Below are 19,719 nucleotides of genomic sequence, written 5' to 3' on the forward strand. Positions count from 1 at the left end.
GCCTAAATCTAAAAAGGAATACATCATGGCTTTTAACCTACGCAATCGTAACTTCCTAAAACTACTAGATTTCACTCCACGCGAAATTCAACACTTGTTAGATCTTTCTATGGAGCTAAAAAAAGCGAAGTACAACGGTTACGAACAGCCAACACTGACTGGCAAAAACATCGCACTTATCTTTGAGAAAACCTCAACTCGTACTCGCTGTGCATTTGAAGTTGCTGCATTCGACCAAGGTGCTCGCGTCTCTTACTTAGGCCCATCTGGCTCTCAAATTGGCCACAAAGAATCAATGAAAGATACGGCTCGCGTTCTTGGCCGTATGTACGATGGCATTGAATACCGCGGCTTCGGTCAAGAGATCGTTGAAGAGCTAGGCGCTTACGCTGGCGTTCCTGTATGGAATGGTCTGACTGACGAATTCCACCCAACACAAATCCTGGCTGACTTCCTAACGATGACGGAATACGGCCGTGGTAAGCAGCTGCATGAAATCAGCTTTGCTTACCTAGGTGATGCTCGCAACAACATGGGCAACTCTCTGATGGTTGGCGCGGCGAAAATGGGCATGGACATTCGCCTTGTTGCTCCGAAACAATTCTGGCCACAAGAAGAGCTATTGGCACAATGTCGTGAAATTGCAGAGCACACTGGCGGCAAAATCACGCTAACTGAAGACGTTCAAGAAGGCGTGCAAGGTTGTGACTTCCTATACACCGACGTTTGGGTATCCATGGGCGAAGCAAAAGAAGCATGGGCTGAGCGTATTAACCTAATGATGCCTTACCAAGTCAACATGGACATGATCAAAGCGACAGGCAACCCACATGTGAAATTCATGCACTGCCTACCTGCTTTCCACGGCGAAGACACAACCGTAGGCAAACAGCTTGCTGCTGAATATCCGCAGCTTAAAGATGGCGTAGAAGTGACGGATGAAGTGGTCGAGTCTGAATACTCTATCGTGTTCGATGAAGCTGAAAACCGCATGCACACCATCAAAGCAGTGATGGTTGCGACATTAGGCAGTTAATAAGCTGAACAACTAAGAATCTAGATAACTAATAATCTAAATAGTTAAGCACTCACTTGTTCGCAAGACATTAACAAGTTAAGTGTAATAGCAGGGAAATGCGGGTGGCGTACTTGGGATTTAACCCTTGGATAAAGCCCGCATTTTTTTTCATTCGGTTGAAGAGATTATTACCAAAAAAAACACAAGTTTTTCAGCTTCAACAAAGGCTTAAATGGAAGTTAAAAACGGACGTAATTTCGCATAAAAATCCATTAAATGAATACTTTATAGAAAGTATTGCATGGCCTTTTTATCTGAGTATAATCCTCCGCAATTTGTCTTAAGAGAGCAAAAAATGAACCGCAATTCTGTCGCACATTATTGTCAAACTACACGCCAAAGAGTGGCGGTGGTGTCATTTTTATTTTGCTCTATTGATCGTTTCGAAGCCTCCTATTTTTAGGAGGCTTTTTTTTGTCCGCAATTTGACTGTATGCATAGAAGGAAGACCCGTTATGGCGCATTCGTTATTTAACAAGCACATCATCTCCATACCTGAGCTCACTCGTAATGAACTGGAGCTTATCGTCGACACCGCAGCAAGGCTCAAGGCAGAGCCAAACCCAGAGTTGCTGAAAAACAAAGTCGTTGCGAGCTGCTTCTTTGAGCCTTCAACTCGAACTCGCCTTTCATTTGAAACCGCGGTTCAGCGCCTTGGTGGCACCGTCATCGGTTTTGATAATGGCGGCAACACATCGCTGGCTAAGAAAGGCGAAACACTTGCCGATTCGGTGCAAGTTATCTCTTCTTACGTTGACGCTTTTGTAATGCGTCACCCACAAGAAGGCGCTGCACGTTTGGCCTCTGAATTTTCGAATGGTGTTCCGGTAGTGAATGGCGGCGACGGTGCAAACCAACATCCAACTCAAACCTTGTTGGATCTGTTCTCGATTTACGAAACGCAAGGCACGCTTGATAACCTCAATGTGGCGTTCGTTGGCGACCTAAAATATGGCCGAACGGTGCACTCATTGACGCAAGCACTATCAAAATTCAATAACGTGCGTTTCTTCTTTATCGCGCCAGAAGTGTTAGAGATGCCAGATTATATCTGTGAAGAATTAGAAGAGATGGGTATCCAATACAGCACCCACAGCAGCATTGAAGAAGTGGTGCCTGAACTGGATGTCCTGTACATGACTCGCGTACAGAAAGAGCGCTTCGATGCATCGGAATACGCGCACATGAAGTCGGCTTACATCCTAACGGCCGATACGCTGAAAGACGCTCGTCAAAACATGAAGGTACTTCACCCACTGCCACGCGTCGACGAAATCACCACTGACGTCGATAAAACGCCACACGCTTACTACTTCGAACAAGCTGAAAACGGTGTGTATGCACGTGAAGCTTTATTAGCCCTAGTTCTAAACGACACTTTATAAGCAGGAGATACAGTCATGGTTAAACAAACTCAGCTACAAGTAGAAGCGATCCGTAACGGCAGCGTGATTGACCACATCCCTGCTCATCTTGGGATTAAAATTCTCAAACTGTTCAAGCTGCATAAAACAGAGCAACGCATCACGATGGGGTTAAACCTGCCATCATCAGCGCTCGGCAACAAAGACCTAATCAAGATTGAGAACATCTTTCTGACCAAGGAACAAGCCAATCAATTGGCTCTATACGCCCCACAAGCGACTGTGAATCAGATTGAAGAGTACAAAGTGGTCAACAAGCTCACACTTGTGCTGCCAGAACAAATCAGCAGTGTGTTCGCCTGCCCAAATAGCAACTGTATTTCACACGGTGAACCTGTCGAAAGTAGCTTTAAAGTGCAGCTAAAACACGAAAACGTACAGCTAAAATGTCACTACTGTGAAAAAGTATTCTCTCGCGAGATCATGAGTGAAATTCGCTAACCCTTAGCGCTATTACCTCCGCAACAAAAGCCCTTTATGGTTTATGGATATTTATTCCCAACACGGAATAAATATCCATTTAACCAAAGAATAAAACTCCACAATAAAAGCAATTAACCAGAATTTTGTTTGGTGATCGCCTTCAAAAAGATAACTATACTTTAGTGGTAGACTCAATGCATAGATGATCATACATCTCGCATACCCTCCCTCTTATTTCGGGGTTCATCGGTAAGCCCTAATTAACAATCGTACTCTACGGCTTTGGGAGTGCGTTCTGCGCTATGGACAAGCGATATCAACACGTTGACCTTAAGGAGTTGTTCATGAACCAAATCACTGAGCACGGTTGCTTGTATTCAGCTGAAGATAAAACACTGACTGCCGCGTGCAAACGCTTACTACAACAACAAAGCTTCTCGACCCAGAATCAACTGCGCGAGAAACTCGTCGACATTGGCTATACAGGTATCAGTCAATCGACCGTCTCTCGCATTTTGTCACAGCTTGGCGTTGTCAAAATTCAGAATGCCTGTGGCAAAAAGGTTTACTGCATCACGGTTGAAAGCGCGCCTGTGCGTGTCGATGCCTCAATCTCATCACAAATCGAATTAATTACTCACAACCAAGCGATGGTGATCGTAAAAACAAACCCTGGTTGCGCACAGTTGGTCGCAAGATTAGTCGATATCGACCCACATACTGAGATTATCGGTACGGTTGGCGGCAATGACACCGTGCTAATTATCCCGAAAGACACAATGAACATTGATGCTTGTGAACAAGTAGTAAGAGCACGCTTAGGTGTTGCCTAAATGTCTTATTGGCAAGGGCTGTTCACTGCAGTTGCACAGCTAATCCTCTCTCGACTGCCTAAGAAAGTGGCTCACCCGCCCTAGTGGATATTTGCTGGTCGATGAAACTAATCACAAACTATTACGGTCTGATTGAGTTAAGATACCTTCAACTCCATTTTGATGACTAAATAGTATGCGACGACTTGCCACATTACTTTTTGTTTGTGTTTCCCTGTTCACCCAGCCTGCGTGGGCGCTTTTTGGAAACGACAACGCCGAGCCAAGCTTCGGAGGCAATAACAACGGTTTTGTCCCTGTAGACCAAGCTTTCCCTTTCAATTACTACCAGCAAGACGGCAAAGTCCTTCTCGACTGGCAAGTAAAAGAGGGCTACTACCTCTATCAACATAGCCTCTCGTTCACTGGCCAAAATCTCGCTATCGGCAATGTTGAAATGGAAGATGGCCAACCACACCAAGATGAATTCTTCGGTGAGGTGAGCATTTATACTCAGCCGTTATTCGTGCAAGTTCCTCTACAGAGTTACCAAGATGGCTCACAGCTGATCGTTAAATATCAAGGCTGTGCAGATGCTGGTTTCTGCTACCCACCAGAAACTCGAGTAATCGACATTGAACCATTTACTGCGACGAGTTCTGGTGATGTAAAAAGCAGTGATGTGCAAAATAGTGGTGTCTCACAAGGTTCTTCTGATGCAACTGGTGAAGCGGACAATTCAGTACAACCCTCTTCTCCTACAGCTGACGCAGCAAGTAATACCACTCAACAAACCAATGCTCCCGCTTCAAAAGAAGCAGGCTTAGCCGATAAGCTCGGTGACAGTTGGTGGACTCCATTATTATTCTTAGCACTCGGTGTGGGTTTAGCCTTTACGCCGTGTGTCCTGCCTATGTATCCGATTCTAACGGGTATTGTGCTAGGTGGCGGCAAGCTCAGCCAAGGTCGTGCGCTGATGCTGTCCTTCATCTACGTGCAAGGCATGGCGCTGACCTACACCTTATTAGGTTTAGTGGTTGCTTCAGCAGGCATGCAGTTCCAAGCTGCGATGCAACACCCTTATGTATTAATCGCGCTGAGTATTCTGTTCGTGACGTTGGCGATGTCGATGTTCGGCGTTTATAACCTACAACTGCCAAGCAGCATCCAAACTTGGCTTAACAACCAAAGTAACAAGCAACAAGGTGGCAATACCTTGGGCGTGTTCGCAATGGGGGCTATCTCGGGCTTGGTGTGTTCACCTTGTACTACAGCACCACTGTCAGGAGCACTGCTGTATGTGGCTCAAAGTGGCGACCTATTAACCGGAGCGATCGCTCTTTATGCGTTAGCGATGGGTATGGGTATCCCGCTGATCTTGGTTGCGGTGTTTGGTAATAAGCTTCTGCCGAAAGCAGGCAGCTGGATGGACAAGGTGAAGATCGTATTCGGCTTTATTTTGCTGGCAGCACCTATCTTCCTGCTAGAGCGAATTATTCCTGAATTGTGGGCAACGGTACTTTGGTCTGGATTAGGCTTCATCGCCTTTGGTTGGCTTTACCACAGCAAGAATGCACTGCCATTCGGTGGCTGGAAGCAAAGCGCTGTGGGTATCATCGCTATGCTCGGACTATTCGCTTCAGCGCAACCAGCATTGAATTACTGGTTCGCAGAAAAGAGCGTTGTGGTTGAACAACAAATCCAGTTTGCACGCGTTAACACGGTTGAAGAGTTAGAAATCCAGCTCATCGAAGCCAAGAAACTCGGCAAGCCAGTGATGCTCGATTTCTACGCTGATTGGTGTGTGGCATGTAAAGAATTTGAGAAGTACACCTTCCACCAAGCTGATGTTGAGAACAAGCTTTCTGATTTCGTCCTGCTTCAGGCTGACGTGACAAGAAACATGCCTCAAGACATTGAACTGCTTAAACAATTGCAGGTGCTCGGTTTGCCAACCATAGAGTTCTGGGATGGCGAGGGTAACCATGTTCCAAATGCTCGTGTGACGGGTTTTATGCCTGCAGATGTATTCTTAAAACACATGCAAGACCACCAGCTATAACGACGACATTCGTCTAAATACAAGCACTAACGAAAGCCGCACCGCCCCTCCGTAACGAGATGGCAATGCGGCTTTTTTGCTATTCAGAGTAACGCTTTCTTATTCCGGGGATAAAAGTCGATATGGTTCAGACTTTTCATGCATAGATATTGTCCACATACTCAATCAGGATGATAATAAATATTAACTAAATTGTTAAAAGTATGAACGTCATGGACTCGACCTATACCATCATCATTGCTGATGACCACCCTCTCTTTCGCAACGCCCTGTTTCAGTCAGTTCATATGGCTATCAGCGGTGCGAACCTGCTTGAGGCTGATTCTCTCGATGCCTTACTGACTCTACTAAAAAAAGAAGATGAACCCGACCTGTTGCTTCTCGACCTTAAAATGCCGGGAGCAAACGGGATGTCGGGCTTAATTCAACTGCGTGCTGAATATCCAGATTTACCGATTGTGGTGATCTCAGCCAGCGAGGATGCCAGCGTTGTCACTCAAGTGAAGAGCCACGGTGCCTTTGGCTTCATTCCTAAGTCGAGTGATATGCGTGAATTGGTGAGTGCACTGAATCAAGTGCTGAATGGCGACCCGTTCTTCCCTGAAGGGCTTATCACCAACAATGCAGCCTGTAGCGACCTTGCAGAAAAGCTATCCACACTGACGCCTCAGCAATACAAGGTATTAGGTATGCTTTCAGACGGCCTGCTGAACAAGCAAATCGCCTATGAATTGAATGTTTCGGAAGCGACCATCAAGGCACATATGACAGCCATCTTCCGTAAACTGGATGTGAAAAACCGAACTCAGGCGGTGATCTTGCTACAAGAAGTCCACAACTAAGCTTCGCTTATATCCTCTTCTAAAGTCGTCTTTGGTAAACATAAACCCAACCTGACGACTTTATGATCATCTATCTCTGCAATCACCCAAGTAATGTCATGCCACACAAAACTATCGCCTAATACAGGGTGGGCACCAAGCTCTCGCTCAGCCAATTGTTTTAGCGTCATTTCTCGCTCTTCTTCCGAGCCCAGTTCAATGCCATAACAATCACTGACTGCTGCCACCGATAGTTCGACATCCAAGAAGAAATCACCAAAGAATCGAGCGGTCTCTTCAGCTAGAGGAGCCTCACTGAATAGCGCACTTAAGCTATCTAGGTCTTTATCTTGGCCAAGTACACAGAGAATATCGTTTGCCTCTAACACGGTGCTACCCGATGGGTGAAGCAAAGCATCTTTTCTAAACAGTGCCGTAATTCGCGTCCCTTCTGGCATAGACAAACGCTTAAGCGGTTCACCAACACACCACTTTTCCTCTTTCAGCTTGTAGACAAACATCTCCCACTCACTGGTCGGATAAATCTCCATGCCGGTACGAGAAATTGGTGTTGGTGTCGGTGGTAAGGTCACCTGAGCCAACCTCGCCACTTTCATCAAGCTACCGCCCTGAACAATCAGCGAAACCATAACCACGAAGAAGGCGATGTTGAAGTAAAGTTGAGCATTAGGCAGGCCAGCCATCATCGGGAACACCGCCAAAATGATCGGCACAGCGCCACGTAAACCTACCCAAGAAACAAACCAACGTTCTTTGGTGGTAAAGCTTCTGAACGGCAGTAAACCCAACCAAACGGACAACGGGCGAGCAAACAAGATCATACCGAAAGCCAATGCTAACGCAGGAAGTGCAATGTCCATCAATGTCGATGGTGTAACCAATAAACCAAGTACCAAGAACATCACGATCTGGCTTAGCCACGTCATGCCATCAAGAACATTAAGGATAGAGTGTCGAGAGCGCGTCGGACGATTACCAATGAACAAGCCTACAAGGTAGATCGATAAGATACCGCTGCCGCCAAGCATGTTAGAGAACGCAAACAGTGCCACACCACCGCTGAGTACCAAAATAGAGTAAAGGCCATCGGCCAGCTGTACTCGGTTAATTAGACTCCATAGAACCCAACCGCCACCAATACCAACAAGGGTGCCGATACCAAACTGCATCGCGAAGCTTTTGAGTAGGAAGTTCATTCCCATCTCGGCATCTGGGGTGCCCAGTAGCGCAATTAAAGTCACTGTCAGGAAGACCGCCATTGGGTCATTGGTACCGGATTCGATCTCTAAGGTTGAGCCAACACGTTCATTGAGGCTCTGCCCTTTCAACAAAGAAAATACCGCAGCTGCATCGGTCGAACCTACAATCGCACCAACCAAAATGCCTTGCATCAGTGATAGGTCAAACAGCCAAGCCGCCATTAAACCGGTTAGGGTTGCGGTACAGGCCACACCTATCGTCGCCAGCGAAAGCGACGGCCAAAAAGCGACCTTGAAGCTCGCGACCTTGGTTCGCATACCACCATCAAGCAGGATCACAGCCAGCGCAAGGTTACTCACCAAGTAGGTCAGCGAGTAATCATTGAAATTAATGCCACCGGGGCCATCTTCGCCCGCCAACATACCTACGAACAAAAAGATTAAAAGAATCGGAACGCCCAATCGAGAGGACACTTGTGAGAAAAGTACACTGATGGCGATGAGTACGGCACCAGTCAAAAATAAGTGATTAATGGTTATTGCGTCCAATTCGTTCCCCCAAAGAATAAAACTCGAGCTTTAAGCCTGTTGATCTTTTGCCACTAGCTTGTTGATCTTCTGCCGTTAAGCAAGTCACGGCCGGTGAAAGTACCGTAGTTACTATAACAAACTTATGTTTCGCTTCGTGTCATAGGCAGGACTAAATACCGTTTCTCAGTCATTTAGTTGTTAAATTTTATGACTCGCACTCTAATTCATCCCTTTTTGTTAGACCTTTGGCTAATTTAACATCATTGCAACATCACGTTTTTCTATGGTTCTGTCTCCTAGCTCCCATATTTCAGTACATTAGCGCTAATAGCGTCCCGACTAAAGTTGCACAGATCCCTTGACTTATCCTTGCTACATTCTAAATCGTAACATTACGTTAACACGGCAATTTCTACAGAAACGGTTTCTACGAAAACGGAATTAAAGGAGAAGGCAATGGCGTTCGAATCTACGGAACATGCTCAAGCCTACTGGAAGGAAAACTTGGGAATAATGGGAACACTACTCGCAGTTTGGTTTGTGGTGTCTTATGGCGCTGGCATCTTATTTGTGGATGTCCTAAATACCATTCAATTTGGCGGATTTAAGCTAGGTTTTTGGTTCGCTCAACAAGGTTCAATTTATACCTTCGTGGCGTTGATATTTATTTACGTTGTTCGCATGAATAAGCTGGACAAAAAATACAACGTACAGGAAGACTAGAGGCTAGAACATGGATATTCAAACTTGGACGTTTATTCTCGTCGGTATTACTTTCGCAGTCTATATCGGCATCGCAATCTGGGCTCGCGCTGGAACAACGAGTGAATTCTACGTTGCTGGCGGCGGCGTACACCCAGTAGCAAACGGCATGGCAACAGCCGCTGACTGGATGTCGGCAGCATCATTCATCTCAATGGCAGGTATCATCTCATTCGTTGGTTACGACGGTGCGGTTTACCTAATGGGTTGGACAGGTGGTTATGTACTACTTGCGCTATGTTTAGCACCTTACCTACGTAAGTTCGGTCAGTTTACGGTTCCTGATTTCATCGGTGAGCGTTACTACTCGAAAACAGCACGTATGGTAGCGGTATTCTGTGCAATCTTCGTATCATTTACGTACGTTGCGGGCCAGATGCGTGGTGTTGGCGTTGTATTCTCTCGTTTCCTAGAAGTTGATATTAACCTAGGCATCATCATTGGTATGGGTATTGTGTTCTTCTACGCAGTGCTTGGTGGCATGAAAGGCATCACTTATACGCAGGTAGCTCAATTCTGTGTCCTCATTTTCGCCTTCCTTGTTCCAGCAATCTTTACCTCAATCATGATGACGGGTAACCCACTTCCACAAGTTGGTATGGGCTCGACGCTATCAGGTACAGATGTATACCTACTTGATAAACTGGATGGACTAACAGAAGAACTCGGATTTACCGCCTATACCGAAGGTAACAAGAGCATGGTAGATGTATTCTTCATCTGTGCAGCTCTAATGGTAGGTACTGCCGGTCTTCCACACGTAATCATTCGTTTCTTTACGGTACCAAAAGTACGTGATGCTCGTATCTCAGCAGGTTGGGCACTACTGTTCATCTCATTGCTATACACAACAGCACCTGGCGTTGCAGCTTTCGCTCGTGTAAACATGATCGAAACGATTAACGGCCCAGACATGCAAGGTGTCGCAGCAGCAGACGCACCAAGCTGGTACAAAAACTGGGAAAGCACTGGCCTAGTTGGTTGGGAAGATAAGAACGGCGATGGCAAAATGTTCTATTCGGGCGACGAACGCAACGAGATGAAGATTAACCGTGACATCATCGTACTGGCTTCTCCAGAGCTAGCAAAACTACCAAACTGGGTTGTAGCACTGCTTGCAGCCGGTGGCCTAGCAGCCGCACTATCAACAGCCGCTGGTCTACTATTGGTAATCTCAACGTCGATTTCACATGACTTGTTGAAGAAAGGCTTCAGACCAAATATGACCGACAAGCAGGAGCTGTTAGCCGCTCGTTTGGCTGCCATGGTCGCGATTGTTGGCGCAGGTTACTTGGGTATTAACCCACCAGGCTTCGTAGCACAGGTAGTAGCGTTTGCCTTCGGCTTAGCCGCAGCATCCTTCTTCCCAGCGATTATCCTAGGTATCTTCTACAAGAGGATGAACAAGGAAGGCGCAATTGCAGGTATGTTGTCAGGTATTGCCTTCACAGCAAGCTACATCATCTACTTCAAGTTCATTAACCCAGCAGCAAGCACACCTGAAAACTGGTGGTTTGGTATCAGCCCAGAAGGCATCGGTACGCTAGGTATGTGTCTAAACTTCGTAGTATCAATTGCTGTAAACAAAGTAACTGCTGAAGTTCCACAAGATGTACAAGATATGGTTGAGAACATCCGTTACCCGAAAGGTGCAGGTGAAGCTCACGACCACTAAGCACGACCACTAAACAAAAATGTTTAGCAAAAAATGAATCAGTACTTACATTGTAGGGATTAGGTACTGAATCTCAGAAAGCCGATACATTATGTATCGGCTTTTTCTTTTGCCTTATATTTTATAAAAAGACCAAATAAAGGGTTGTTTTTAAAATATCATTTGATAATAATTATCATTAACATCCATTAAAGAGATGCAAATGATGATGAAAGAGCAGCAGAGTCTCTACTCGAGGTTTTACAAAGCACAAGATCGCTTTGCTTCATTAGAACAAGTGCAAGGCCACGAGCCATTTGTGATTCGAGACTACATCGAGTGCGCACTAACGCTTTCGGCTTACTATGAAAAGCATGCCGCCCAAGAAAACATCTTGTTATGCGAGCTGCACCTGCGCCAAGTTTTCTTTCATTTGATAGAAGCGATTGAGTCTCGTGACCGCAGTTTCACCTTTCGTCATATCTGCCTAGACTCTATTCACTCTCCATTGTTTTATTTGAAACGCCACTACTGCCAGCAGCCTCAAGGCCAAGCGCGTTTTTTGAATCTCAGCCAAACACTACAACAAGTCCAAGCCCCACTTGGCTAACAAGGATAGAACATGACCCTACAATTTCGGATAGAAAAAGACAGCATGGGCGAAGTGAAAGTTCCTGCCGATGCGCTATACCAAGCACAAACTCAACGTGCCGCGGATAACTTCGCGTTCAGTTCACACAAGATGCCAACCAGCTTCATTCAAGCACTGGCGTTAATTAAACTGGCCGCCGCCGATACTAATGCTCAGCTAGGTTTACTGGAAGGTGATATTGCCAACGCGATAGCCGAAGCCAGCCAAGAGATCATCGATGGTAAACACCTCGAGCAATTCCCTATTGATGTCTATCAGACGGGCTCTGGCACCAGCTCCAACATGAATGCTAACGAAGTGATTGCGACACTCGCTTCAAGAAGCCTGCAAGGAGACGTGAACCCGAATGATCACGTAAACATGGGGCAAAGCAGTAACGATGTCGTGCCAACAGCAATTCAAGTCAGTGTCGCTTTGATGGCAGAAAATAAGCTGTTGCCTGCACTTACCCACCTTTCTGTGGCGCTTACCGTAAAACAGCATAAACTTGCTGAGGTAGTCAAAACTGGCCGTACCCATCTAATGGATGCAATGCCAATTACCTTTGCTCAAGAGCTTGGTGGTTGGAAATATCAGATTGAACATGCCAAGCAAGCGATAGAAAGCAGCTTGCCAGCAGTCAAGGCGCTTGCTCAAGGTGGTACAGCAGTCGGTACGGGGATCAATGCCGACCCACGCTTTGCCGATAAGTTTGCAAGTAACCTGTCTCAATCGACAAAGATCAGTTTTACCTCGAGTGAAAACTTCTTTTTTAACCTCAGCAGCCAAGACGCGATCGTTGCATTGTCTGGTCAGCTTAAAACTGCAGCAGTTGCGATCATGAAGATCTCAAACGATCTTCGTTGGATGAATTCAGGCCCGTTAGCTGGCTTAGGGGAAATTGAGTTGCAGGCTCTGCAGCCGGGCTCGTCTATCATGCCTGGCAAGGTCAACCCTGTAATTCCAGAAGCAGCTGCCATGGCGGCAGCGCAAGTGATTGGCAATGACACCACCATTACGGTGGCTGGGCAGTCTGGAAATTTCCAATTGAATGTGATGCTGCCGGTTATTGCTCATAACGTATTAGAAAGCATAGAACTATTAGCCAACAGCTCAGTCGCACTGGCTGATAAAGCGATTGCTACCTTCACGGTGCGCCAAGACAATCTTGATTTAGCGCTTTCAAAGAATCCAATTCTGGTGACCGCACTCAACCCTGTGATTGGTTACCTAAAAGCGGCTGATATCGCCAAGAAAGCCTACAAAGAAGGCTTACCGATTCTAGATGTTGCCGAACGAGAAACAGACCTAAGCCGAGAAGAACTCAGCAAGCTGCTTGATCCAAGCACACTGACGCAGGGCGGTATTGCGGGCTAGTTAGTTATCTATTTAGTTAGTTAAAAAGCGAACAGGTATTAACGATCCTTACTAAAACAAAAAAGGCCTCATCCGAGGCCTTTTTTACATCCGTTCATTAATTAGGAATTAGAGCTGATTATTCCTAATTAACTCACCCGATTTAAGACCGCCCTTAACTTGAGTGGCTTCACTGGCTTAGCAATAAAGCTGAAGCTGTTGGCCTTTATCGCAGTCAACATGTCATCGGTTCTATCAGCACTGATGATGACACCTTCAAAAGAGTCCCCAAGACGCAAACGGCATTGTTGCAGGACTTCGAGTCCAGTTCGGCCATTATCGAGGCGATAATCAGAGAAAATCACATCCGGCTGCCAATCATCATCGAGACACTTCAAGCTTTCGACTAAGTCGACGGCGGTCTTGACCTCACAACCCCATCGACCAATCAAGTTCTCCATGCCGACTAAAATCTCGCGCTCATTATCGACACACAGTATTTTCAGGTGCTCGATGTCGCTTGTCGCCATTGGCGCTGAAGCTTGCACAATTGGAGCCACCTGCTCTGCTCTCGCTAAGGTGATGGAAAAGACGCTGCCTTCTCCCGGCCATGAACGCATCGAGATTTGATGACCAAGCACATGAGCAATGCCTTTCGAGATAGCCAACCCTAATCCCAACCCCTGATCGGCTCGTACTTGGCTACCACGCGTAAACTCCTCGAAGATCTCTTGTTGCTTGTCTTCATCGATACCGGTTCCGTTATCCCACACATCAATTCGCACCTGACCATTCACTCGTCTCGCACCGAGGACAACTTTTCCTTCAGGGTTATAGCGGAACGCATTAGTCAAAAAGTTCTGAATCACGCGTCTCAATAATTTAGGGTCAGAGTGAATAAACAATGACGACGGGATCATCTGGAATTGGATCTTCTGCTGTGTTGCCAAAGCACTAAATTCCGCATTCAAATTGGTCAGCACGTCATGCACGGCAATCGCGTGAACGTTGGTTTCTAGCTTGCCGGATTCCAATCGAGAGATATCCAATAAGTCGCCAATCAAATCTTCAGCCGCACCCAACGCACTCTCGATATGAGACGAAAGCTGCTTCACCTCTTGCTCTTTTGCCACCTCAGACAGCGATGAAGCAAATAAACGAGCAGCATTGAGCGGCTGCATCAAATCATGACTAACAGCCGCAAGAAAACGACTCTTAGATTGAGATTCTTGATCAGAAATTTGAGTGGCTTTAACTAAACGTTGGTTAAGTTTTTCGAGCTCTTGAGTTCGCTCATGAACTCTTGACTCCAAGCTTTCGTTAGCATCTTTGAGCGCTTGTTCTGCTTGTCGGAATACCGTGATGTCGGTAAAGCTCATGACAAACCCGCCACTCGGCATTGGATTACCTTGCACCTCAATCACTCGACCATCAGGACGAATACGAGATGAGGTGTGTCGCGTGCCTTGCTCAAGGTGATAGACACGACGGCGAACGTGATCTTCAGGGTCACCCGGACCACACAAACCTTGCTCAGCATTGTGACGAATCACATCTGAAATGGGTCGGCCAACCTGAATCAAACCAGCAGGGAACTCAAACAGTTCTAAGTAACGTTGATTCCATGCCACCAGCCTCATTTGTTTGTCTATTACTGCAATGCCTTGGCCAATATGTTCAATCGCGCCTTGCAGTAAACCACGGCTGAAGTCGTACAGTTCAGAGGCTTCATCAACAATGGTCGCCACCTCTTCAAGCTGCATGTTTCTGCCTTGCAAGGCCGAAGTGAGTACTAACTTAGCAGACGAAGCACCGAACACCCCGGCGAGCACGCGCTCTGCGTGTCTAATCAGACTTGCGGGCGCTTGTTGATTGGGAAGCAGCGGCTGACCGTGTTGTTGCCAATAACTGTGTAAGGCACTTTTCGCTCGCTTACGACCTACAAAACGCGAGGCGAGCATCTCTAATTCAGCCACCGTAACACGGTTCTGATAGAGGCTGATATTCTCATTTTCAGGCAGTGGCGTACCAACGAATGCTGCTGATTGTAAGCGCTCACTTAGGCTTGGGCGTGTTGTCATCGAGACCACTACATAACACAGGGTATTGAGTAAGATACTCATCACGATACCCCAGTTTGAACTGCTGACATCCCAACTACTCAGTAACTCTGGCGGCGTAATAATCCACAACAGTAAATTACTGTCGCTATCGCCCGCCAACATACTGGTTTGGCTCATTAGGGTAATCAACCAAATCACTGAGCCAACTAATAGGCCAACATAAACCCCTTTTCGATTACCCAGACGCCAATACAAACCACCGATCAAGGCGGGGGCAAACTGCGCAATCGCCGCAAAGGAGAGAAAGCCGATCGCCGACAGAGAATGAATGGTATCTAGCGCCTGATAAAATGCCCACGCACCCAGCAGCAGTAATAGGATCAGTCCACGACGAATCACCAATAACAAGCCAGAAAAATGTTTATGCGTTCGTTGCGTCAAGCGCATACGGCGCAGCAACAGTGGCATCACCAGATCATTCGATACCATGATCGCCAATGCAATGGTCGAAACAATCACCATGCCACTCGCCGCTGAGGTACCCCCAAGAAAAGCCAGCAAAGCAATATGATTAGCCCCTTCTGCCATCGGCACGCTAATCACGTAGGTATCAGCCGGCATACCCGTAAGTAATCCCTGGCCTGCCCAAGCAATCGGTAGAACAAACAGCCCCATTAGAATGAGATAAAGAGGAAATAACCAGCGAGCGGTGTGTAAGTCCTGAGGTCGTTCGTTTTCAACCACCATGGTGTGAAACTGACGTGGCAGACAGACAATCGCCAACATCGTAAGAATGGTGTGAATCACTAACGTGGGGATATTGGGCGATTCATAAGTAGAAGCCGCGACATCAAGCAAGTCGATTTTATCGCTGCTCATTGCGAGGTAAATGATAAACAGACCAACAATCAAGAAGGCCGCCAGCTTTACAATCGACTCAAATGCCACCGCCATCATCATGCCACGGTGATGTTCTGTGTTATCGATGTGTCGCGTACCAAACAGCATCGTAAAAATCGCTAATGCACCGACTACAAACCAAGAGACGTGATAATTCTGATATCCAAAATCTTCGGCGAGATCGGGGGCGACAATCTCCAAGCCCATCGTAATACCACGCAACTGTAGCGCGATATAAGGAAGAATACCGACCACGGCAATCACGGTGACGGCAACAGCCAAGCCCTGAGATTTTCCATAACGAGCCGCGATAAAGTCGGCAATAGAGGTGATGTGCTCACGTTTCGCGATGAGGATCAGCCGAGCTAATATCCGCCACCCCAACGTGAAAACTAAAATAGGGGCGAGGTAGATGGGTAAGAATGACCAAGGATTGTTACTGGCCTGCCCGACCGTTCCATAGAAGGTCCAAGAGGTACAATACACCGCAATAGAAAGGCTATATATCCATGGACGCCAGCGTGATAGCCAACGAACTTGCCTGTCTCCATACCATGCGATCAGAAATAACACGCCCAAGTAAGCTAAAGAGACTGGAATTACTACCCATCCTTGCATTGAAAACCCTTTTTTCATCCATAAAAAAACCTCTCCATATTGGAGAGGTTTCATTTAACTAGGGAAGTGCGCTTAACTCAATCGCATCGCTTAAATTCTGTGCTTTGGGCTTTAATTCTGAGCATCAGATTGAGCTGAGGCTGTTTGATTGACTTCAACCACTGAACTTCTTTCATCAACCTTAATGAACAGTGCAAGTGCGCCCATTGCGGCCATGCCCCAGAAAATATTCGCACCCCAAAGCTCATAACCCCAACCACTTAAGGTTGTCATTAGTGCGATAAAGGCACCTAATGGAATCGCGTTATACAAAGCTTGCAGGGCGACCATCTTGTTCTGTTCTTCAGATTGAATGTATTGAATCGCAGCAATATGCGCCATGGCAAATGTCACGCCATGAAGCAGTTGCACCATCACCAATGCAAAAATAGCCGTTGTTGACGCGGTAATACCCCAGCGAGCCATTACCCCGATTGCCGCTACTACGAACAGCGTGCGCAGTGACCACCCTGAGAACAAGCGTTTACTTAAAGCAAACACGGCCACCTCAGCGACAACACCTAAGCTCCATAAGTAACCAATAATCGCTTCAGAGTGACCCGCCTCTTTCCAATAAATCGCACTAAAGCTGTAATACGCAGCGTGGCTACCTTGCAGCAGCGCCATCAAGGCCAAAAATTTAACTACTGACGATTCACGCAGCAGCTCACCTAATTTTGGTCGTACCGCTTGTTGCTCAGAGTGTGTCACCGGCATCACATTAGGATTTCTCATCGCCAATACTAATGACATCAGCACACCAGCAAACGCGGTATACAAAATCATGTCTGTACCAAACTTCGCAACCAAAAAACCCACCACGGTGGATCCTGCGATAAATGCAATCGACCCCCACAAACGAGTACGCCCGTAATCAAGCATATTGAGGCGGCTGTAATGGTTCGCCATTGCATCAGACAATGGAATGATCGGGCCGCAGCATAGGTTGAACAATACTGTCGCAAGCAGCATCAATAAAAAGCTACCGCCAGTGAAGAAGTGGAAGCCAACAAACAGCAATGCCGCAAAGCTCAAGCAACGCAAAGCCGGCATTAAATGCTCAACTTTATGGATACGTGGGGTGATCACTAGGTTGGCAACACAACGCGTCGCAAAGCCAATACCAATCAGAACACCAATATCACCCGCAGAGACACCTTGGTCTTCAAACCACAGCGCCCAAAATGGCAAATAAACGCCATAGGCAAAAAAGAAACCAAGAAAATACTGGGAGATCCAGCCATAGGGAGAAGGGCTAAACATAAATAACCTATAAAGTGTGCGGAAAAAGGCAAAACCAATTATGCCTACGTCGCATACGATGAAAAAGGGAATTATTGAAGAGATAGTATTCCTGTATTCAATGAATATCGATATCCCATTTGAGTGAGGTATCCGGCGCTCATCCGCACCACGATCGCATTTAGACTAAAGTCGTCTGGAGCTTCGCTGGTAATTTGTCAGACTGAAAAGAGACTCCTACTTCTTTCGATGCTTATGCCTGATAAATTTAATATGCAGCACCCGCCCTTCGATAGCCTGTCCGACACGGAGCAGTTAACGCTGCGTTCCTCATTGGATGTGGTCTATTACCGAGCACACGAGGTGATATTGGAGGCAGACCGCCCTAGTCGCCATCTGCATATTCTGATTAAAGGAGCCGTGGAGGAGCGCGCGAGCAGCGATGGGGAAATCTACGCACATTATGCCAATGACGATATCTTCGATGTACGCAGTCAGTTTGAACCTCACACCAAACACCAATATATCGCGCTTGAAGATACCCTAAGTTATCTACTCCCAACCGATACCTTTCTTGAGCTGTACCACGCCAATGGCCAGTTTGCCGCTTACTTTGATAGCAACCTTTCGACACGAAAAGCGCTAATTGAAGCTGCCCAACAGCAACAAAATCTTGCCGAGTTCATACTGACCAAAGTGGACGAATCGATCTATCACCCTCCACTGATACTGGAACCCGGCCAACCTATTAACCAAGTCACTCAAACCCTTAAAGAACAAGGGTTAGACTCGGCTCTAATTCATTTAGAACATGATGATCCAAAAGCTTTTGGATCATCATGTACCTTTCCGTATGGAATCGTCACAAGAACCAATTTATTGCACGCGGTGATGCTCGATAACCATCCGCTCGATACCGCGGTTGGCGAGATAGCAACGTTCCCTGTACTGCACGTTAATCAAGGGGACTTCTTGTTTAACGCCATGATCACCATGACCCGAAATCGCGTAAAAAGGCTGATGGTTTGTGATGGTCCAAATGCTGTCGGTATGGTGGACATGACGCAAATTCTGAGTGCATTCTCTACTCATTCTCACGTTCTTACTTTGCGTATTGCACGAGCCACCAGCATTGAAGAGCTTGCATTAGCCTCCAACAAGCAACGTCAACTGGTTGAAAGCCTACTCAGTAACGGCATTCGCACGCGCTTCATCATGGAGTTAATTTCAGCCGTTAATGAACAGATCATAGAGAAGGCTTTTGAGTTGGTTATCCCACCCGCACTGCATAATCATTGCTGCCTGATCGTATTGGGATCTGAAGGTCGCGGAGAGCAAATCCTTAAAACCGACCAAGATAATGCGCTGATTATTCAGGATGGTTTGGAGTGGCACCAATGCCAAAGTGCCATGAACGACCTAACGCATACATTGCAGCAATTGGGCTACCCACTCTGTCCAGGCAACGTGATGGTCAACAACCCGAAATGGGTTCATTCACAACAAGAGTGGAAACAAACGCTCACCCGTTGGGTAAAAAAAGCCACGCCCGATACCGTGATGGATATTGCCATCATGGCAGATGCACATGCCGTTGCGGGTAATAGAGAACTTTTAAAACCGGTCAAGCAACACCTGAGTGATTTGATGCTAGGACAGGAATTGATTCTGACTGAATTCTGCCGCCCAGCTCTGAACTTTTCAGTTCCCCTCACCCTATTTGGTAACGTGAAAAAATCCAAGTCAGGGCTCGATATCAAGCAAGGTGGTATTTTCCCGATAGTCCACGGTGTGAGAGCACTTTGCCTTGAGCATGGTGTGACTGTGAACAACACCTTTGAGCGTATTGAACAACTGGTTAGCAAAAAGGTGTTAGAGCAAAGTACCGCGGACAACCTCAATGAAGCGCTCAAACAGTTCTTTAAATGGCGTTTAGCTCAGCGACTTTCACAACAACACAGCAGCAATAAAATCGACGTCAAACTGATGGAACGGGCAGACCGAGACTTACTTCGTCATAGCCTGCATGTGGTCAAAAAGTTCAAGCAATGGCTCGGCTACCACTATCAAATCAGAGATTAGG

At 46.6% G+C, this 19,719-nt stretch carries 14 protein-coding genes; 11 read left to right on the forward strand and 3 right to left on the reverse strand.

Annotated features, from left to right (window positions below; all coding sequences use genetic code 11):
* Positions 1 to 25: 25 nt before the first annotated feature.
* The 6 genes from AC3CKG_RS15280 to AC3CKG_RS15305 all read left to right on the forward strand — a co-directional run bounded on the left by AC3CKG_RS15280 (position 26) and on the right by AC3CKG_RS15305 (position 6,641).
* Positions 26 to 1,036 carry an ornithine carbamoyltransferase gene (locus AC3CKG_RS15280; RefSeq protein ID WP_004729719.1) on the forward strand — a complete coding sequence of 337 codons (1,011 nt, stop codon included), beginning with the start codon at positions 26 to 28 and terminating at the stop codon, positions 1,034 to 1,036.
* 497 nt (positions 1,037 to 1,533) lie between these two features.
* Positions 1,534 to 2,463, forward strand: coding sequence for an aspartate carbamoyltransferase (gene pyrB / locus AC3CKG_RS15285; RefSeq protein ID WP_017062721.1), 930 nt, complete (start codon positions 1,534 to 1,536; stop codon positions 2,461 to 2,463).
* Between the two features lie 15 nt (positions 2,464 to 2,478).
* Positions 2,479 to 2,943, forward strand: a complete 465-nt coding sequence (gene pyrI / locus AC3CKG_RS15290) for an aspartate carbamoyltransferase regulatory subunit (RefSeq protein WP_017104607.1) — start codon at positions 2,479 to 2,481, stop codon at positions 2,941 to 2,943.
* Positions 2,944 to 3,269: 326 nt separating this feature from the next.
* Entirely contained in the window at positions 3,270 to 3,758 is a 489-nt protein-coding gene (locus AC3CKG_RS15295) for an arginine repressor (RefSeq protein ID WP_004729722.1), read from the forward strand.
* Between the two features lie 175 nt (positions 3,759 to 3,933).
* On the forward strand, positions 3,934 to 5,799 hold the full coding sequence (locus tag AC3CKG_RS15300) for a protein-disulfide reductase DsbD (protein ID WP_488528540.1): 1,866 nt from the start codon (positions 3,934 to 3,936) through the stop codon (positions 5,797 to 5,799).
* 212 nt (positions 5,800 to 6,011) lie between these two features.
* Complete coding sequence (locus AC3CKG_RS15305; protein ID WP_012604978.1) at positions 6,012 to 6,641, forward strand: response regulator transcription factor; 630 nt, start codon at positions 6,012 to 6,014, stop codon at positions 6,639 to 6,641.
* Here AC3CKG_RS15305 and AC3CKG_RS15310 read toward each other — a convergent pair.
* On the reverse strand, positions 6,638 to 8,389 hold the full coding sequence (locus AC3CKG_RS15310; RefSeq protein WP_488528541.1) for a potassium/proton antiporter: 1,752 nt from the start codon (positions 8,387 to 8,389) through the stop codon (positions 6,638 to 6,640). The two genes, AC3CKG_RS15305 and AC3CKG_RS15310, sit on opposite strands and share 4 nt — an antisense overlap.
* A 438-nt stretch (positions 8,390 to 8,827) precedes the next feature.
* Here AC3CKG_RS15310 and AC3CKG_RS15315 point away from each other — a divergent pair, with 438 nt between their 5' ends.
* The 4 genes from AC3CKG_RS15315 to AC3CKG_RS15330 all read left to right on the forward strand — a co-directional run bounded on the left by AC3CKG_RS15315 (position 8,828) and on the right by AC3CKG_RS15330 (position 12,795).
* Entirely contained in the window at positions 8,828 to 9,094 is a 267-nt protein-coding gene (locus AC3CKG_RS15315) for a DUF4212 domain-containing protein (protein ID WP_009844701.1), read from the forward strand.
* 10 nt (positions 9,095 to 9,104) lie between these two features.
* Complete coding sequence (locus tag AC3CKG_RS15320; protein WP_488528542.1) at positions 9,105 to 10,808, forward strand: sodium:solute symporter family protein; 1,704 nt, start codon at positions 9,105 to 9,107, stop codon at positions 10,806 to 10,808.
* Positions 10,809 to 11,010: 202 nt separating this feature from the next.
* Complete coding sequence (locus AC3CKG_RS15325) at positions 11,011 to 11,397, forward strand: hypothetical protein (RefSeq protein ID WP_488528543.1); 387 nt, start codon at positions 11,011 to 11,013, stop codon at positions 11,395 to 11,397.
* 12 nt (positions 11,398 to 11,409) lie between these two features.
* Positions 11,410 to 12,795, forward strand: a complete 1,386-nt coding sequence (locus AC3CKG_RS15330; protein ID WP_488528544.1) for a class II fumarate hydratase — start codon at positions 11,410 to 11,412, stop codon at positions 12,793 to 12,795.
* 128 nt (positions 12,796 to 12,923) lie between these two features.
* On the opposite strand, the gene AC3CKG_RS15335 is transcribed toward AC3CKG_RS15330, so the two are convergent.
* Both AC3CKG_RS15335 and AC3CKG_RS15340 read right to left on the reverse strand, forming a co-directional pair.
* On the reverse strand, positions 12,924 to 16,355 hold the full coding sequence (locus tag AC3CKG_RS15335; RefSeq protein ID WP_488528545.1) for a hybrid sensor histidine kinase/response regulator: 3,432 nt from the start codon (positions 16,353 to 16,355) through the stop codon (positions 12,924 to 12,926).
* A 111-nt stretch (positions 16,356 to 16,466) separates the two neighbouring features.
* Positions 16,467 to 17,657, reverse strand: coding sequence for a 3-phenylpropionate MFS transporter (locus AC3CKG_RS15340; protein ID WP_065104154.1), 1,191 nt, complete (start codon positions 17,655 to 17,657; stop codon positions 16,467 to 16,469).
* Between the two features lie 228 nt (positions 17,658 to 17,885).
* On the opposite strand from AC3CKG_RS15340, the gene AC3CKG_RS15345 reads away from it, so the two are divergent.
* Positions 17,886 to 19,718, forward strand: coding sequence for a DUF294 nucleotidyltransferase-like domain-containing protein (locus AC3CKG_RS15345; protein WP_488528546.1), 1,833 nt, complete (start codon positions 17,886 to 17,888; stop codon positions 19,716 to 19,718).
* The last annotated feature ends 1 nt before the right edge of the window (position 19,719 follow it).

The sequence above is a fragment of the Vibrio sp. QJM3NY_15 genome, from assembly GCF_057785995.1.

Excerpts from the sequence above, each read along its gene's own strand:
- AC3CKG_RS15280 (WP_004729719.1), top strand. The coding sequence starts at position 26 with ATGGCTTTTAACCTACGCAATCGTAACTTCCTAAAACTACTAGATTTC.
- pyrB (WP_017062721.1), top strand. The coding sequence starts at position 1,534 with ATGGCGCATTCGTTATTTAACAAGCACATCATCTCCATACCTGAGCTC.
- pyrI (WP_017104607.1), top strand. The coding sequence starts at position 2,479 with ATGGTTAAACAAACTCAGCTACAAGTAGAAGCGATCCGTAACGGCAGC.
- AC3CKG_RS15295 (WP_004729722.1), top strand. The coding sequence starts at position 3,270 with ATGAACCAAATCACTGAGCACGGTTGCTTGTATTCAGCTGAAGATAAA.
- AC3CKG_RS15300 (WP_488528540.1), top strand. The coding sequence starts at position 3,934 with ATGCGACGACTTGCCACATTACTTTTTGTTTGTGTTTCCCTGTTCACC.
- AC3CKG_RS15305 (WP_012604978.1), top strand. The coding sequence starts at position 6,012 with ATGGACTCGACCTATACCATCATCATTGCTGATGACCACCCTCTCTTT.
- AC3CKG_RS15315 (WP_009844701.1), top strand. The coding sequence starts at position 8,828 with ATGGCGTTCGAATCTACGGAACATGCTCAAGCCTACTGGAAGGAAAAC.
- AC3CKG_RS15320 (WP_488528542.1), top strand. The coding sequence starts at position 9,105 with ATGGATATTCAAACTTGGACGTTTATTCTCGTCGGTATTACTTTCGCA.
- AC3CKG_RS15325 (WP_488528543.1), top strand. The coding sequence starts at position 11,011 with ATGATGATGAAAGAGCAGCAGAGTCTCTACTCGAGGTTTTACAAAGCA.
- AC3CKG_RS15330 (WP_488528544.1), top strand. The coding sequence starts at position 11,410 with ATGACCCTACAATTTCGGATAGAAAAAGACAGCATGGGCGAAGTGAAA.
- AC3CKG_RS15335 (WP_488528545.1), bottom strand. The coding sequence starts at position 16,355 with ATGCAAGGATGGGTAGTAATTCCAGTCTCTTTAGCTTACTTGGGCGTG.
- AC3CKG_RS15340 (WP_065104154.1), bottom strand. The coding sequence starts at position 17,657 with ATGTTTAGCCCTTCTCCCTATGGCTGGATCTCCCAGTATTTTCTTGGT.
- AC3CKG_RS15345 (WP_488528546.1), top strand. The coding sequence starts at position 17,886 with ATGCTTATGCCTGATAAATTTAATATGCAGCACCCGCCCTTCGATAGC.